A 15,051-nucleotide genomic window follows, 5' to 3' on the forward strand; every position below is an offset into this window, starting at 1 on the left:
GAGCGTCCACGTTGACTCACGAACTCGTACGGCGCGAGCGCCATCCGGCCTGTCTCTCATCGACCAACCGGGAAGCGCCCTTGTCGTTGCGCAGCCGGTCGCGCAGCCTGGGGCCATGACGCAGACAGATCCCGGAGCGGATTCCGCCCCGCTACCCATGGGCTCGGTGCTGGGTGTGGATGTGGGCTTCTCGCCGAAGCGTCGCAGCAGCGCCGTCTGCCGGCTCGACTGGGATCCAGGCGCGATCACCTGGGATATTCGCCGCTTCCGGGCCCTTCCGGCCGAGCAGGAGGCCGCGATCCACGGCGTCGCCGGCAGGGTCCGGCTCCAGGCCGCGGCCTTTGATGGTCCGTTGCGCGCGGGCCTCGACGCGATTGGCCGCTATCGTGCCGCGGAGCGGATACTGACGCGCCGCCTGGGTGCCAGGATCGGCAAGCCTGGCCAAGCGAGTGCCCCGGTCGGCAAGGCGCTCAATGCCGCGGCCAACGACTGCGCCCGCATCGTGCTGCGCGGGTGTACCGTCGAGCCCGCCAGGCATGCGGTACGCATCCACGACAGGGCCGTGGTGGAGGCGTTTCCAGGCGCCTTCCTGGGAGTCATGCTGGATGAGCCAAGCGAGGTGGCCGCTGTCCGTTCCGACCGCTCGGATGTCTTCTTTCGCCATCTGTCAGACCCCGTTTCATAACGGCTGAGCCAGACGCCGGACGAGGATCATGGCGGCGGCGAGGGTGAAGAAGGCGACGGCGGAACCGACGGTGGCCTCGTGATCGCGAGCGAGGCGTCGGCAGCGGCCGAACCAAGCGAAGGACCTCTCCACCACCCAGCGCCTGGGTTGCACGGCGAAGCCTTTCTGGCCGGGTGCGCTGCCGATGATGGTAACGGCGACGGGGGAGGCTCGGGCGACACGCGGACCGGCGTAGGCGCGGTCGGCGAAGCAGCGGGCCAGGAACGGCCAAGGGCGGCGCGACATGGCCAGGAGGGCCGCACCGCCGCGGCTGTCATGCAGGCAGGCGGGCGAGATGGCGGCGAGCAGGAGCCTACCGTCCGTGTCCACCAGGGCGTGGCGCTTGCGGCCCGTCACCTTCTTCCCGGCATCGTAGCCGCGGACACCTTTCACGCCGACACCGCCCGAGCGGACGGATTGGGCGTCCAACACCGCCGCTGTCGGTGAGGCCTCTCGGCCGACCCGCTCGCGGTCGGCCATGATGAGGGCGTGCGCCAGTCGCTCGAAGGTGCCCCGGCGCGAGAGGCGCAGGAACCAACGGTGCACGGTCCCGGGCGGCGGGAAGTCGCGGGGCAGATGCGCCCAGGCGCAACCGGTACGGAGCACGTAGAGGATCGCATCGACGACCCGCCGCATCGGCCAGGACCGGGGTCGTCCGGTCCTTGCAGGGCTTGGCAAGAAGGGCTCGACCAGGGCCCACTCGGCATCGGTCAGGCACGTTGCATAAGGCTGGGAGCCGCGCGCAAGCTGCGCGCGGGCGGCAGGGGTCCACATGGGCCACCTCGAAGGACGTCAGACACCCTCCGAACGCGCAGAACCCCCGCCGCTCACCCCGCCTCAGCCGTTTTGAAACGGGGTCTAAGCTCGACTTTGGCCATCACGCGGCGTGGCAGATGGCGTAAGCCCAGGCGTGCTGGAGCGCTCGCCGAGGTTTTGTGCTGTGACCGCTGTGCCGGGATGTGAGGAAACCTTGCTCACGCCAGATGTGCCGCCGCACGGCGGCGAGGGTGTCACTGAAGGTCGGACGGTCCTTGCGGTACCAGGCGCTGCTCATTGCGGCTCTGCGTTCTGAGGTTCTGAGCTGGGCGGCCAGGAGGGTGACGAGGGAGAACAGCCCGAGCAGGCATGGCGTGGTGCGGGCGATGGCGAGGTCCGACCACTGTCGCTGAGTCTCGACCCCAAGATGCACCCTGGTCTCCTGGAAGGTCACCTCCAGTTGCCAGCGCTGGATGAACCAGAACAGGATCTGCTCCGGCGTTCGATCAGGCTCGGTGCACAGCAGGGCCTGCGGCTCGAACCGGCGATGAGGATCGCGGACCAGCACCCAGCGGATCGGCACGATGGGCATCCCGCCATGACGCCACACGGCAGTGGCCGAGCAGATCTCGACGTGACGCTCGCCCCCACCGTACCAGCGGGGGACCACCATGCGCTGCCAGCATGTATCGGTGCGGACCAGCACCTCCGCCAGGTTGGGCCGGCGCGCCCCTTTGGTACGGGGCCGACCATTGGTGCCAGGCAGCCGGGGTGGCGCCGGGTCATAGAGCGCGGCATCGAGCCGCAGGCGCGTGACCCCGGTGATCCTGTGCCGGGTCAGCGCAGCCAGCAGTTCCAGGGCTGCAAAGCCGCTGTCGCCGACCAGCACGATGTCCCGCCCAGGAAGCCAGCGGCGTGTCTGCAGGATCATTTGGCGGGCCCAGTCGGTGAGCTTCTTGTGCCGCTGTCCCTGGTCGCGACAAAACCGTTCCGAGGGCGCCAGCGCGGACAGGAACGGCAGCGCCCAAACCCGACCGGCCCAGGGAACAGGTGCCAAGAGCATCAGGCTGATCCAACGCAGGCCAGAAGCCTTTACGAAGTGGCCGTGGCTGGAGCGTACCGGGTCGCGGTAGATGCCCATGGCCGCAATCCGCTTGCCACGGCGCCGCTCAATCGTGTCGTCAATGCCCAGAATGACCGGCCCATCCGGCGCGAAGGCTGTGATCAGGTGCGCCAGCAGAAGACGCGATGCTGCCCGGGGGCTCCAGACCGCCCGGTTGAGCACCCGATGATAGTTCACGAAGCGCCGCTCCTGCGCGAGCCCGCTGATCTGCAACAGGCTGGTCACCGTACGTTTGCCGGGTGCCAGGATAGCCCCGATCAGCAGCACCTCCGCGTGTTGCCAGCTGCGCTGGAAAAACAGCGGCGCAAAGCTCAGGATCACCGCGGCGAAGCGGGATGGCAGGTGAAGCATGGCGGCGTCTCTTGGCGGGGACACGCCAGCCTAGCCAGTCACCCGCCTCGCCGCCTACGCCTGCCTCAGATGGCCAAAGTCGAGCTAAAAGGTGAGCATCTCCTATGTGCCGAAAGCTCTGAAGCTCCCCCTGCCCGTCACCTCCTGGACGATCCGGGCCTCCTGCAGCCTGGCCAGGATCAGCAGCGCGCCCTGATGGGTCAGGCCGAGGTCCTTCGCCAGTTGCGGCGCGGTGACGAGTGGCCGGCGCAGCACCAGCGCCGCCGCGGCGGGCAGCGAGGAGGAGCGCCGCGTGCCTTCGGTCAGGGCGACCAGCTTCGCCTGTGCTGCCTCCAGCCGGTCGAGCACTTCCAGTCCGCGCCGGGCCGCCGCGGCCACGCGGGCGAGGAACAGCAAGGGCCACGTGGCCGGATCCCCGGTGGGTCGCGGCAGCCGCTGCCCCGGCCCCGCCCCTGCCCAGAAGGGCAGCGGCACGTGCGCCAGCCGCTGCCGGCGCTTCAGCAGCACGGCGGCCAGGAAGATCGCCTGCTGCGGCTCCGGCCGGGCGATGTCGCCTTCCCCCGCCTCGCGCAGCCAGCGGGCCGCGGCCTGCGCGGCGGCGAGGAGGGCCGGCGCCCCCTCCCCCGTTTGCAGCCAGCCTCGCCGCCAGGCCGCGACGTCCGGGATAGCGGCACCGGGCGAGGCGGTGGCCGCCGGCCAGGCGCTGTCGCCCAAGCTGCGCAGCGCCGCGGCAAGGCGATCGGCGTCATCGAGCGGATCGCCGCGAAAGACCGGCAGCCGCGTCAGCAGGCGGGCCAGGGCGAGGGCCTGCTCCACCGGGTGCTCGGCCGCGACCGCACCCACCTCGCCATCGCTTCCGCCCCAGGTGGCGGGCATGGCCCGCTCCAGGCGGTGGAGGTCGGAGGCGGCGCTCCAGGAGCCGGTGAGGCCGGCGGCGCGTAAGCCAAGGTCGTGCGGATGGGTGGGCAGTCCCGCCTGGGTGAGCCAGGCTGCGGCCTCGGCGAGTGCCAGGCGGGCGACCAGGCCCTCGCGCAGCGCCTCGGAAGCGGCCCCGGCACGGGCGTCGAGGCGCGAGAGCAGGTCCTCGGCCTGGCTCAGCGGGAGGAGCAGCTGGGCGGGATCAGGCATGGCCATCGGTGGATGCCGACCCGACCGGCGCGTGGCCCAGGGCGGCCCGATGGTGTCTTCTGGATCGTCTTCGTCCCAGCCTGTCATGCCGCCGACCTCTGCAGGCGCCGTGAGGGGGAGCCTTCGGGGCCCCGTCCGGTGTATGGCAGACCTCCTCCCCTTCCATGCCGTTCGTCGATCCCGGCCGGGATGGAGGCGGTCAAGGCAGAGGGCTGCCATCGTCGGTGCGAACCGGTCCTTCAGGCCTGCGGCAGCCAGAGAAAGACCTTCGTCCCCCGGCCAGATTCGCTCTCGAGGCGCAGGGCACCCCCGGACTGGACCGCGAAACCGTCCGCCATGGAAAGCCCGAGGCCTGTGCCGCGGTCCTGCGGTTTCGTCGTGAAGAAGGGTTCGGTCGCCCGCGCAAGGGTTTTCATGTCCATGCCGGTTCCGGCGTCCGCGACGACGAGGCGCACATAGGCTCCGGGCTTCAGGTCCGGGACATGAGTCCGATGGTCCGCCGGAACCACTTCCGCCGCCGCGGTGAAGGTCACCTCACCGCCGTTCGGCATGGCGTCGCGAGCGTTGATGGCGAGATTGATCAGCACCGTTTCGAGTTGGCGGCGGTCGGCCCGGATCCGCGCGGCCTGTGCCGGTACTTCCACCCGTATCCTGATCCCCGGCCCGAGCGCATTGGCCAGCATCGTGCGCAGGCCGCCCAGGACCTGGGCCGCATCCAATTCCGTGGCATGCAGCTTCTCCCGGCGCGAGAAGGCGAGAAGCCTGCGGGAGACTTCCGCGCCGCGCTCGGCTCCATCGCGCAGCTCCGCCAGCAGCCGGGATGCCCCCGGGCCCGAGGCCGCCAGCGCCGCGCCGTATCGCCGTTCCAGCAGCGAGAGGCCCGCCAGCACAACCGCCGAGGAGTTGTTGAAGTCGTGTGCCACCCCTCCCGCGAGCTGACCGATCGCCTCCATCTTCTGCACCTGGAGAAGACGCTCCTGGGCTGCGATACGCCCGGCCGTCTCGGCCTCCAGCGCCTCGGTACGTTCGGCGACGCGCGCCTCGAGCGTTTCCGCCGCAAGCTTCAGGGCCTCGAGGTGGCTGCGGGTTTCGTGCTGGCGCGCCCGCGCCCGGAGCGCGGCCCGTGCCGCACTGAGGAGGGTCTCCGCATGCAGCGGGCGGGTCAGCAGGGTGACGTTGCCGAGGGCTTCGAAAGCAGCCCAGCGCCCCTCGGCTCCACGCCATCGGCCACCAGAGGTCAGGAGGATCACAGGCAGGTCCGACCAGGGCGGTTGCCGCCGGAGGAAAGCGGTCAGCTCCCCGGCTCCACCAATGAGTGCTTCCTCGGTGAGCAACAACGCCGCGAAGCCCGAGCCATGGTTGGGCTCGAGGATGGCGCAGAGTTCAGCGAGCGTTCCTGCCACCCGTGTCGAGACATCCATCCCATCGAGCACACGGGCGATTTCCGCGGCGTCGCGTCCAATGGGTGCGAGGATCAGGAAGACGTCGGCAGCGGAGGGGTCAGCCTGCTGCATCATTCCCGCCGATAAGCCCCCCCAGGGGACCGGTATAGGCCGGGACACCGGTCAGCACCCCTTGCAGGCCTTGCAGCGGCGGGCCGACCTGCATGCCGTGCGGGAAAAGCTTGTACTCCCGGATGGCGAGCTCGTGCACCCCGCTCCGCTTCTTGACGACCGAAACCGCCTTGCGGACTTCGCCGTTCGCCTCGAAGAAGCGCAGCAGAACGACCGTGTCGCTGAGGAAGCTGAGGTCGACCGGGCTGTTCACATCGCCCACCACGCCGGGCTGGGCCAGGACGAGGATCGTCACCACGCCTTGATTGTTGAGGTAGGTCAGGAGCTCGTGCATGTGGAGCATGAGCGACCGCTCCTCCGGCATGGTACCGAGGTAGGAGTTGAGGCTGTCGATCACCACGACGCGGGCCTGCCTGTCCTCGACCTCCCGCCGTACGCGCCAGACGAACTCGCCAGCCGAAAGGCGGGACGGGCTGGCCCGGCTCCAGCTCAGGTGGCCTGTCTCCATCCCTTCCTCGACGGCAAGGCCGAGAGCGGCCGCCCGGTGCGAGAACGTCTGGAGGGTCTCGTCAAAGGCGAAATAGGCGGCATGCTCCCCGGCGGCCACGGCCGCCATGGCATAGCGGACCGCCATGGACGACTTGCCCACCCCCGAGGGCCCAACAAGCATCGTCGTCGTGCCGCGGTCGAGGCCGCCGCCCAGCATCTCGTCGAGACTGGCCACTCCGCTCGGCAGGGGAGCGCCCACGACCGGTGTCCTGTGCTCCTCCGCGATGAGGCTCGGGAAGACGAGCACCTCACCGGTGACGAGGGCGAAGTCGTGCCAGCCGCTCTGGTAGTCACTGCCCCGCATCTTGGCGACCCGCAGCCGCCTGCGGGCTGCGCCGTAGTTCCGCTCGATCTGCTCGAGTGAGATGACGCCATGAACGAGGCTGTGCAGATCCGCGTCGCCTCCCGAAGTCAGATCGTCGAGGACGAACGTCGTGGCCTGACGGCCCTGGAGGAAGCGCTTGAGTGCGAGGAGCTGCCGGCGGTAGGGCAGTGGATCCTGGGCGAGCAGGCGCAGTTCCGAAAGGCTGTCGATGACGATCCGGTCCGGCTTGGTCGCTTCGATGCGCCTGGTGATGGTGCGCATCGTCTCGCCGAACTCGGCTTCCGCCGGGTAGAAGACCGTCTGCTGCCGATCGAGTTCCGCCTCAGCCGGAACGAGTTCGAAGAGGTCGATGCCCTCGAGCGACCATCCATGGGAGGCTGCCGAAGCGGTCAGCTCCTCCGCCGTTTCCGAGAGGGTGACGTAGAGGCCGCGTTCGCCATGGGCGATCCCCTCCAGCAGGAAGCGCAGCGCGATCGTCGTCTTGCCTGAGCCCGGTGCGCCCTCGAGAAGATGCAGGCGGTGACGCGGCAGACCTCCCCGCAGAACGACATCGAATTCGGGGATTCCCGTCCGCAGGATCGGCGGCGACAGTGGTTCCGACATACGTTCTTCTCTGCCCCGGGAAAGCCGTCAAATGTGGCGATTGGTCCCAATGCGCTTCCCATAGGGTCCTGGACAGCCTCGGATCCCATCAAAACACAGTGGCGACCCGTGCCGGCACTGGTCGGCGGTAGCGTCCTGTGAATCCCTCCGTCCGGAGCTGTTGAAGGGGCTTGGGGGCTCCTGATCTTCGTGATCAGGATAATAGAAAAACAGCGGCTTGAAAATCAGACTGAAATTCAAAAGCGGGTATCGCTTGTGCTACTCCGACGCTGGGCAAAACGCCCCCGGCGGCCGCGTCATGCCCCCGCAACCGGCGTCCCTCATTCCGTCCGCTAATCCCCATTTGCGGACGGAATGCAGGGCGCTGCTTGCGGGGACGGGAAGGGGTCGCCGGGGGCGTTTTGCCCGGCGGCGGAGTAGCACAAGCGATACCCGTCTTTGAATTTCAGAACGATTTCCAATCTGCTGTTTTTTCCCTATCCTGAGTACGAAGACCGGGAACTCAGAAGCTCCTCTCAACGTCTTCGGGCGGAGGTTTGGTGCATGGCAGGCTGGGATGAGGATGAAGGTGATCCCGACGACGGCAGCACGCTGCCCTGGGCCACGCGCCGGTCCGGTCAGCCTCCGCCGGCGGCCGCGCCCGATCCCGCCTGGCTGCTGCTGCCGCTGAGTCAGGCCGAGGACCTCGTCTCGCGCCTCGACGCCCGCGCCGGGGCTGCTTCGGAGGCCGTGCGCGAGGGCCTGGTCGCCCGTCTGGCGCTCGCCGAGGCCGCGGCCTGGCTCACCCAGGCCGGCCTGCCCACCCATCCGCACGACCTTGGCTTACGCGCCGCCGGCCTCACCGGCTCCTGGAGCGCCGCCTCCGACCTGCATCGCCTGGAGCGGGCCATGCCCGCCACCTGGGGTGGCCACGGTGGCGAGGTGGGCGCGGTCGCCGCCGAGCACCCGGTGGAGCAGGCGCTCGCCCTGGCCCGCCTGTTGACGCGGCTGCCGGTGTTCCGGACCGATCCACTGAATGAGGCGGAAAGGCTCGCCGCGGCGCTGCGGTTGCTGGGCGACACGGCTCGGCACGCCGCCCGCATCACCCCGCCAGAGTGGCGCGCAGCCGCAGGTAGGTGACTGTCAGGAAGCCCAGCCCCAGGGCAGCCAGTGCAGCCATCCGGCCTGCCACGACCTCCAGCCCCGCACCCCGGAAGAGGATGGCCTGGGCGATCGCAACGAACTGCGTCGTCGGAAGTACCTGTACGACGGACTGCAACCATGCTGGCATGCTTTCCAGCGGCGTCATGCTGCCCGAAAGCAGCATCATCAGGATGATGGCCGGCAGGGCCAACAGCCCGAACTGTCCGGTGGAGCTGGTCACGGTCGCCAGCAGCACGCCCAGTGCGGCGACCGAGACCTGGAACAGGACGGTGCACAGCACGAAGAGGAAGATGGAGCCCGCCACCGGCACGCCCAACAGGCCGCGCACCACCAGCAGCAGCGACAGCACGGCGGCACCGACGATCACCAATGCATTGGCGCCGATCTTGGCGAGCAGGATCTCCAGCGGTCCGACCGGCATGGCCAGGAGATGCTCCAAGGTTCCGTGCTCGCGCTCGCGCAGCAGGGCTGCGCCGGGCAGGATGATGGAGAGGATCAACGTGCTGTTCACGACCTGCATGACGGAGGTGAACCATTCCGGCTGGCTGTTCGGGTTGAAACGGGTGCGGATCACAAGATCCAGGGGCTCTGCCGCGCTGCCCAGTCGCTTCGCCACCTCCTGCTGCACGATCTGGCTGACATAGCTGGCGCCGTTGCCCGCCTGCGACATCGCCGTGGCATCCACATCCAGGGCGAGCGTCACCGGGTGGCCGGACAGCAGATCCGATTCGAAGCGTGGCGGGACCTGCAGAATGAAGGTGAAGCGGCCCGCATCCAGGCCAGGCCCTACCTCAGGCGCCATGATCGGGACCGCCGACTGGAACTGTGGTGGCAGCAGGGCCGCGGCGAGGCTGCGGGAAAGGTCGGAGCGGTCCTCGTCCAGCACTGCTACGGCAGCGTTGCGGACCTCCGTCTTCATGCCGGTGGCCACGGTATAGACCGCTACGGTGAAGGTATAGGCGAGCAAGACCAGGAGGACTGGATCGGCACCCAGCACCCGCAGTTCCTTCAGCCCCAGCCAGAGGATGTTGGACAGATGGCGCATGACGTCAGGGCTCCTGCTTGCGGAGCAGCAATGTGGCCGCGCCGATGAACAGCACCGCGAAACCCGCCAGCACCAGGTGGTTGTGCCATAGCTCTGCGAAGTGCAGCCCCTTGCTCATCGCACCGACCGAGATCTGCTGGAACCAACTGGCCGGAAAGGCAAGGCCGATGCCGAGTGCCGGACCGGTGAGGGAAGCAGCCGGTACCAGCAGGCCGGAGAAGTTCACCGCCGGTACGATGGAAAGGATGGCCGCGGCGAAGATTGCCGCCACCTGGCTGGAGACGAAGGCGGACACCAGCAACCCGAAGCCGGTGGAGGCCAGCACATAGAGCGCGGCGCCCATGGCCAGCGCGGGGCCGGAGCCCAGCACAGGCACGTCGAAGACCACGCGGGCGACGAACAGCAGCATGACGAAGCTGCTCAGGGCGACGGCGAAGTAGGGGATCTGCTTGCCGATCAGGAATTCCGGCGCCGTGACCGGTGTGGCGCGGAAGTTGGCGATGGCGCCGCTCTCCTTCTCCCGCACCACGCCGACGGCAGCGAGCATGGCCGGGACCAGCATCAGCATCAGCATGATCACGCCCGGCACGATGGCGACCGCGCTGCGAAAGGCCTGGTTGTAGTGGAAGCGTGGCTCCAGTGTCAGCAGATCGGGGCTGCGCGGCAGCGGCGAAAGCGCCTCCTGGTCGCGCAGCCAGGTCTGCGCCAGGCCCAGCACGTAGCTGCGCGCCGTTTCCGCGCGAAAGGGCATGGCGCCGTCGATGGCCACCGCCACCTCGGGCCGGTCGCCACGGCGAAGGTCGTGGCCGAAGCCCGGCGGTATCTCCACCGCCAGGGCGATCCCCGCCGCCCGCAGGCGCGCCTCGGCCGCGGCGGCGTCCGCCAGGGGTGGCTGTTCGGAGAAGTAGCGGGAGCCGGCGAAGCTTTCCAGCAGGCTGCGGCTTTCCGGTGTGCGATCCCCATCCAGCACGGCATAGGGCAGGTTCTCGACGTCGAAGGAGATGCCGAAGCCGAAGGCGATCGTCAGCAGCACCGGGCCGAGCAGGGCGAAGGCCAGCCGGATCGGGTCACGCAGCAGTTCCAGCGACTCACGCCAGGCGCAGGCCAGCAGGCGGCGGGGGTTGAAGAGCCAGGCGGCCCGACCTTGTGCGCCGGGCATGGGGGCCGGCAGATCCCCGCCCGCCTCGTCCGGTCCGGCGGCTTCCTCCAGCCAGCCGATGAAGGCCTCCTCCAGCGTGGCGGCATGGCGCTGCGCCACCAGTTCCGCCGGCGAACCCATGGCCAGGACGCGGCCGGCGTGTTGCAGCGAGATGCGATCGCAGCGCTCTGCCTCGTTCATGAAATGGGTTGAGATAAAGATCGTCACCTCCTGCTCGCGCGACAGGCGCAGCAGGTGGCGCCAGAACAGGTCGCGTGCCACCGGATCGACGCCCGAGGTCGGCTCGTCCAGGATCAACAGCTCCGGCTCGTGCACCACCGCGGCCGCGAGCTGAAGCCGCTGCCGCACGCCCAGCGGCAGGGATTCCGGCGCCGCATCGGCGACGTCCTCCAGGTCGAAGTCGTGCATCACCTGGGCCAGCCGCTTGGCGGCACGGTCGCGCGGCAGGTGGAAGAGATCGGCGTGCAGCTGGAGGTTCTGCCGCACCGTCAGCTCGCCGTAGAGGGAGAAGGACTGGGACATGTAGCCGACATGCCGTCGTGCGTCGCCGCCCGATCCGGGCCGCTGGCCGAGGATGCGCGCCTCGCCCTCGGTGGCGGGCAGCAGCCCGGTCAGCATGCGCATCGTCGTGCTCTTGCCCGAGCCGTTGGAACCTAGGAATCCGAAGATCTCGCCGCGCCGGACGCTGAGGTTCACATGGTCTACGGCCACGAAGTCACCGAACCGCCTGGTCAGCCCCTTCGCCTCGATCACCGGCGCCTCGCCAGGGTGCGGCGGGGGTGGCGGCGTGATGACCACGGGCTGATAGCCACGCCGCCGCTCCTCGGGCATCAGGGCGATGAAGGCTTCGTCCAGGTTCCGGCTACCGGTACGCTCCAGGATCGCTGCCGGGTTGCCGGTGGCGATCACCTTCCCCGCATCCATGGCCGCCAGCCAGTCGAAGCGCTGCGCTTCGTCCATGTAGGCGGTGGCGACCAGCACGCTCATCTGCGGGCGGCGTTCGCGCAGCCGGTCGATCAGCGTCCAGAACTGCCGGCGGGAGAGCGGGTCCACCCCTGTGGTCGGCTCGTCCAGGATCAGCAGGTCGGGGTCGCGCACCAGGGCGCAGCAGAGCGAGAGCTTCTGCTTCATCCCGCCCGAGAGCTTGCCGGCGGGCCGGTCCAGGAAGCGGGAAAGGCCGGTGGCGCGGGTCAGGCCCGCTATGCGCTGCCGCCGCTCCTGCGCGCCCTGGCCGAAGAGGCGGGCGAAGTAGTCGATGTTCTCGGCCACTGAAAGGGTCTGGTAGAGGTTCCGCCCCAGTCCCTGGGGCATATAGGCGATCCGCTGCCGCGCCCCGGTCAGCACCGACGGGTCGCGCAGGTCGCCGCCGAGGGCCACGATCTCCCCCTCCTGCGGCCGCCGCACGCCGGCGAGCAGGCCCAGCAGGGTGGATTTTCCTACCCCGTCCGGCCCGACCAGTCCGGCCATGACCCCGGCGGGGATATCGAGCGTCACCCGATCCAGCGCCGCGACGCTGCCGTAGTGGTGGCGGACGTCATGAAGTGACGCGACGGGCACCGCGGTCATGGCAGCCGGACCTGCAGCCGTTCCGGCCAGGGTTGCGTTGTGTCGAGCCGGACGAAGCCCAGGCCGCGCACGCCGGTCTTCACCTGCTCGATATGCGCCTGCAGCAGCGACGCCGGCAGGCGCAGCTTCACGCGGAACATGAGGTTCCCTCGTTCCTGCGCCGTCTCGACCTGGCGCGGCGTGAACTGCGCCTCGGGGGCCACGAAGCTGACGATCGCGGGCAGGACGTATTGCGGCACCGGGTCGAGGACGAGCCTGGCCTCCGCCCCATAGGCCAGGCGCCCAGCCTGCTCGGCAGGAAGGAAGACGATCATGGAGACGTCGCTCGGGTCGATCAGGGTCGCGACACGCCCCCCGGCCGCCACGACCTCTCCGCTGCGGAGGAGGCGATAGAGGACCCGGCCGGCGCGCGGCGCGGTCAGCACGGTGTCATCCAGCAGGGTGCGGACCTGGGCGGCGTTGGCCTGGGCGGCGGCGAGGGTGGCATCGGCCCGGCGCCTGCCCGCCGCGGCGGCGGTGACCGTCGCCTCGGCGACCTGCAGCGTGGAGCGGCGCTGGTCGAGTTGCTCGGTCGGTGCATAGCCGCCCCGGGCGAGTTCCTGGGTGCGGGTGAGTTCGGTCTGCGCGAGCCGGCGGCTGCTGGCGGCCCTCGCCTGCTCCGCCTCGGCCGTGGCGATGGCCTGCTGCGCCTCGGCGACCTGCGCCTCGGCGGCGCGGAGCTGAGCCTGCAAAGTGGAGTCGTCCAATCGTGCGATCACCGCGCCGCGCGCCATCATCTGCCCTTCCTCGACCGTCACCTCCACCACGCGGCCGGCGAGCTTGCTGGCGATGTCGAACTGCTCCGCCTCGATGCGGCCATTGGTGGAGGCAATGTAGGCGGGCAGGGCAGGTTCGCGGCCGTGGAGCCTCCAGGCGACGTAGCCACCGGCCATGACGGCGACGACCGCCGCCAGGCCGAGCACAGCCTTCCACGAAGCCTTCATCGAACTTCTATCCTTCCCGGTCACCATGCCTAAGCCGGATCGTGGTCCGGCGCCATGATCGGCACCTCCGGAATGCATTGCCTGTCAGGCCACTGACAAGCCCCGGACGGTTCGCCAAGGCGGGCAGTCCGTGGGAGAAAGCGCAGCAGTCAGCTCTTTCCGTCACAACAAGATTTCCATTTCGGAACAGACGGCACTGGCCCAGATTTGGTCACAGCGTAGATCCGCAAAGCCGCGAAGCAGGTTTCAGGCCCGGCTTCGCGTGATCATCCTACAAGCGATCGCAGCGCGACCTCCAGTGTGATCGAGACGCCGTCAGCCTTCCAATCTCGATGAAGGCTGCCTTGAACGCCGCTTACAGCGGCTTGTTCCAGGGTGGTACCGAAGCCTTCACGCCGCGTCTCCGGAGAAGAATGCGGGGCGTTCGACTCCTGCCAGATCATGCGCAAGGTTCCATTCTCGACGCTCAGATCGATCGACAACCGGCCGCCGGAACCGGACAGCGCGCCGTATTTCGCGGCATTGGTGGCCAGCTCGTGCAGTAGCAAGGCGATCGAGGTCAACGCCTTTCCAACAAGCGGCGCATCGCATCCCCTGATGGCAATGCGCGGCCTGTCGTCCGCAACGTGAGGGGCAAGGATTGCTTGGAGCAGTTCGACGAAAGTCGTGGCAGGCTCGGTGTTCGCAGCGTTGTCATCGGGCATGGTCAATGCATGTGCCCGCGCCAGTGCCTGGAGTCGGGACCGGAAATCGGCTACGAACACTGCACTTTCTGCGGAAGCTTTGGCGCTGAGCGTGACGAGTCCGGCGGTCAGGGTGAAGAGATTCTTGATGCGGTGATGCATTTCCCGCAAGAGGAGGGCCTGCTGTGCCGAAGCGCGCTTCTGGTCGGTGATGTCGCGGGCGATCTTCGAGGCACCAAGAATCGATCCGTCTTCGGCTCTCACAGGGGAAATGGTGACGGAGATCTCGACCAACTCGCCATTCTTTCGAAGGCGCACCGTCTCGAAATGATCGACGCGCTCACCGTTGCGCAGTCGGCGAAGGATCTCATCCTCCTCGAAAAGCCGGTCATCGGGGATGATCATCCTGATGGGCTGGCCAATGGTTTCATGGGAGGTGTAGCCGAACAAGCGCTCCGCGCCGCGATTCCATGTCGTGATGATACCGTCGAGCGTTTTGCTGATGATGGCGTCGTCCGAATTTTCGACCACGGCAGCAAGCCAGGCGCTGGCTTCGAGGGCCTTTCGATGGCCCTGAACACCGCTCCCAGGGACGGTCTCGCGCTTGCCAAGTAGTTTCGATGTATCATCGATCATGTTGATCCTTTCGGGATCTTGCCATCGTCCTTCAGGTTCCAAGGCGCTCCACCGACCACACACGCAGCCTGTAATGAACTGAACCGCCCCGGGTTCGGCGGAGGCTGTTGTGGTTGGGTCACGCGGCCAAAGCTGGTGCCTTGCCCGCGGCATAGTAGCGCGCCTCGGCCTCGGCGGGAGGGATGTTCCCGATCGGCTCGGGGAGGCGGTGGTTGTTGAACCAGGCCACCCACTCGAGGGTGGCGTATTCGACGGCTTCAAGGCTCCGCCACGGGCCACGGCGGCGGATGACCTCCGTTTTGAACAGCCCGATCACCGTCTCGGCGAGCGCGTTGATGCTCCTATGTTGGTCAAGGGCCATTTGAGACTGCGGACTGAGCGGTTGGCGTGCGGAGACTATTGAAGATTTCCCGGGCGATGTACCGCTTCAGGCAGCGTCGGATCTCCCGAAGGGACTTGCCCTCGGCTGTTCGACGATGGACATAGGCTTTCGTTTCGGGATGGGAGCGCATCCGGACAACGGCCACGCGGTGCAGCGCAGCGTTGGCTCGTCGGTTGCCGCCCCTGTTGAGACGATGGCGGGTGGTCTTGCCGCTGGATGCCGGGATGGGACAAACGCCGCAGAGCTTGGCGAAGGCGGCCTCTGAGCGGATACGCTCGGGATTGTCGCCAAGGACGATAAGCATCTCCGCGATCGTGCCGACGGCGATGCCCGGCGCCGCCATTAAAAGCGCCTAACTAAACCCGGTATGATGCGTTTCTG

At 68.3% G+C, this 15,051-nt stretch carries 11 protein-coding genes and 2 pseudogenes; 2 read left to right on the forward strand and 11 right to left on the reverse strand.

The genetic code is table 11. From position 1 onward, the window contains the following. Positions 1–157: 157 nt before the first annotated feature. On the forward strand, positions 158–685 hold the full coding sequence (locus tag CTJ15_RS03115) for a hypothetical protein (protein WP_099781110.1): 528 nt from the start codon (positions 158–160) through the stop codon (positions 683–685). Here CTJ15_RS03115 and CTJ15_RS03120 read toward each other — a convergent pair. From CTJ15_RS03120 to CTJ15_RS03140, 5 genes are all read right to left on the reverse strand, one after another. Then, a complete protein-coding gene (locus CTJ15_RS03120) occupies positions 680–1,498 on the reverse strand; it encodes an IS5 family transposase (protein ID WP_099781111.1) in 819 nt (272 codons plus the stop codon). The genes CTJ15_RS03115 and CTJ15_RS03120 overlap by 6 nt on opposite strands. Positions 1,499–1,601: 103 nt before the next feature. Then, positions 1,602–2,954 carry a transposase gene (locus CTJ15_RS03125; RefSeq protein WP_099780841.1) on the reverse strand — a complete coding sequence of 451 codons (1,353 nt, stop codon included), beginning with the start codon at positions 2,952–2,954 and terminating at the stop codon, positions 1,602–1,604. Between the two features lie 102 nt (positions 2,955–3,056). Beyond that, complete coding sequence (locus CTJ15_RS03130; RefSeq protein ID WP_126281779.1) at positions 3,057–4,082, reverse strand: helix-turn-helix domain-containing protein; 1,026 nt, start codon at positions 4,080–4,082, stop codon at positions 3,057–3,059. A gap of 239 nt (positions 4,083–4,321) precedes the next feature. Further along, positions 4,322–5,596: a sensor histidine kinase gene (locus CTJ15_RS03135; protein WP_075801097.1), complete on the reverse strand. Its 1,275-nt coding sequence runs from the start codon at positions 5,594–5,596 to the stop codon at positions 4,322–4,324. Then, the gene (locus CTJ15_RS03140) at positions 5,583–7,073 is read right to left on the reverse strand and encodes an ATPase domain-containing protein (protein WP_099781113.1); all 1,491 of its coding nucleotides are present in this window, start codon (positions 7,071–7,073) and stop codon (positions 5,583–5,585) included. Before CTJ15_RS03140 ends, CTJ15_RS03135 begins: the two co-directional genes overlap by 14 nt. A 543-nt stretch (positions 7,074–7,616) precedes the next feature. On the opposite strand from CTJ15_RS03140, the gene CTJ15_RS03145 reads away from it, so the two are divergent. Beyond that, entirely contained in the window at positions 7,617–8,192 is a 576-nt protein-coding gene (locus tag CTJ15_RS03145) for a hypothetical protein (protein ID WP_099781114.1), read from the forward strand. On the opposite strand, the gene CTJ15_RS03150 is transcribed toward CTJ15_RS03145, so the two are convergent. The 6 genes and pseudogenes from CTJ15_RS03150 to CTJ15_RS03175 all read right to left on the reverse strand — a co-directional run. Further along, positions 8,155–9,261 carry an ABC transporter permease gene (locus CTJ15_RS03150; RefSeq protein ID WP_019462971.1) on the reverse strand — a complete coding sequence of 369 codons (1,107 nt, stop codon included), beginning with the start codon at positions 9,259–9,261 and terminating at the stop codon, positions 8,155–8,157. The two genes, CTJ15_RS03145 and CTJ15_RS03150, sit on opposite strands and share 38 nt — an antisense overlap. A gap of 4 nt (positions 9,262–9,265) precedes the next feature. Further along, complete coding sequence (rbbA, locus tag CTJ15_RS03155; protein ID WP_019462970.1) at positions 9,266–11,986, reverse strand: ribosome-associated ATPase/putative transporter RbbA; 2,721 nt, start codon at positions 11,984–11,986, stop codon at positions 9,266–9,268. Then, a complete protein-coding gene (locus tag CTJ15_RS03160) occupies positions 11,983–12,969 on the reverse strand; it encodes an HlyD family secretion protein (RefSeq protein ID WP_058389277.1) in 987 nt (328 codons plus the stop codon). The genes rbbA and CTJ15_RS03160 overlap by 4 nt, the downstream gene beginning before the upstream one ends. A gap of 266 nt (positions 12,970–13,235) precedes the next feature. Continuing rightward, positions 13,236–14,288, reverse strand: a complete 1,053-nt coding sequence (locus CTJ15_RS03165) for a PAS domain S-box protein (RefSeq protein WP_019462968.1) — start codon at positions 14,286–14,288, stop codon at positions 13,236–13,238. A gap of 118 nt (positions 14,289–14,406) precedes the next feature. Next, positions 14,407–14,622 (reverse strand): annotated as a pseudogene (locus CTJ15_RS03170) (integrase core domain-containing protein); the annotation flags it as partial. Between the two features lie 16 nt (positions 14,623–14,638). Beyond that, a pseudogene (locus tag CTJ15_RS03175) lies at positions 14,639–14,986 on the reverse strand (transposase); the annotation flags it as partial. Positions 14,987–15,051 lie beyond the last annotated feature (65 nt).

Source organism: Roseomonas sp. FDAARGOS_362, from assembly GCF_002754815.1.
In the GTDB taxonomy this organism is placed as follows: domain Bacteria; phylum Pseudomonadota; class Alphaproteobacteria; order Acetobacterales; family Acetobacteraceae; genus Roseomonas; species Roseomonas mucosa.

What these genes read in the sequence shown, in the direction of transcription:
- CTJ15_RS03115 (WP_099781110.1), top strand. Translation starts at nt 158, where the DNA reads ATGGGCTCGGTGCTGGGTGTGGATGTGGGCTTCTCGCCGAAGCGTCGC.
- rbbA (WP_019462970.1), bottom strand. Translation starts at nt 11,986, where the DNA reads ATGACCGCGGTGCCCGTCGCGTCACTTCATGACGTCCGCCACCACTAC.
- CTJ15_RS03120 (WP_099781111.1), bottom strand. Translation starts at nt 1,498, where the DNA reads ATGTGGACCCCTGCCGCCCGCGCGCAGCTTGCGCGCGGCTCCCAGCCT.
- CTJ15_RS03125 (WP_099780841.1), bottom strand. Translation starts at nt 2,954, where the DNA reads ATGCTTCACCTGCCATCCCGCTTCGCCGCGGTGATCCTGAGCTTTGCG.
- CTJ15_RS03150 (WP_019462971.1), bottom strand. Translation starts at nt 9,261, where the DNA reads ATGCGCCATCTGTCCAACATCCTCTGGCTGGGGCTGAAGGAACTGCGG.
- CTJ15_RS03135 (WP_075801097.1), bottom strand. Translation starts at nt 5,596, where the DNA reads ATGCAGCAGGCTGACCCCTCCGCTGCCGACGTCTTCCTGATCCTCGCA.
- CTJ15_RS03140 (WP_099781113.1), bottom strand. Translation starts at nt 7,073, where the DNA reads ATGTCGGAACCACTGTCGCCGCCGATCCTGCGGACGGGAATCCCCGAA.
- CTJ15_RS03130 (WP_126281779.1), bottom strand. Translation starts at nt 4,082, where the DNA reads ATGCCTGATCCCGCCCAGCTGCTCCTCCCGCTGAGCCAGGCCGAGGAC.
- CTJ15_RS03160 (WP_058389277.1), bottom strand. Translation starts at nt 12,969, where the DNA reads ATGAAGGCTTCGTGGAAGGCTGTGCTCGGCCTGGCGGCGGTCGTCGCC.
- CTJ15_RS03145 (WP_099781114.1), top strand. Translation starts at nt 7,617, where the DNA reads ATGGCAGGCTGGGATGAGGATGAAGGTGATCCCGACGACGGCAGCACG.
- CTJ15_RS03165 (WP_019462968.1), bottom strand. Translation starts at nt 14,288, where the DNA reads ATGATCGATGATACATCGAAACTACTTGGCAAGCGCGAGACCGTCCCT.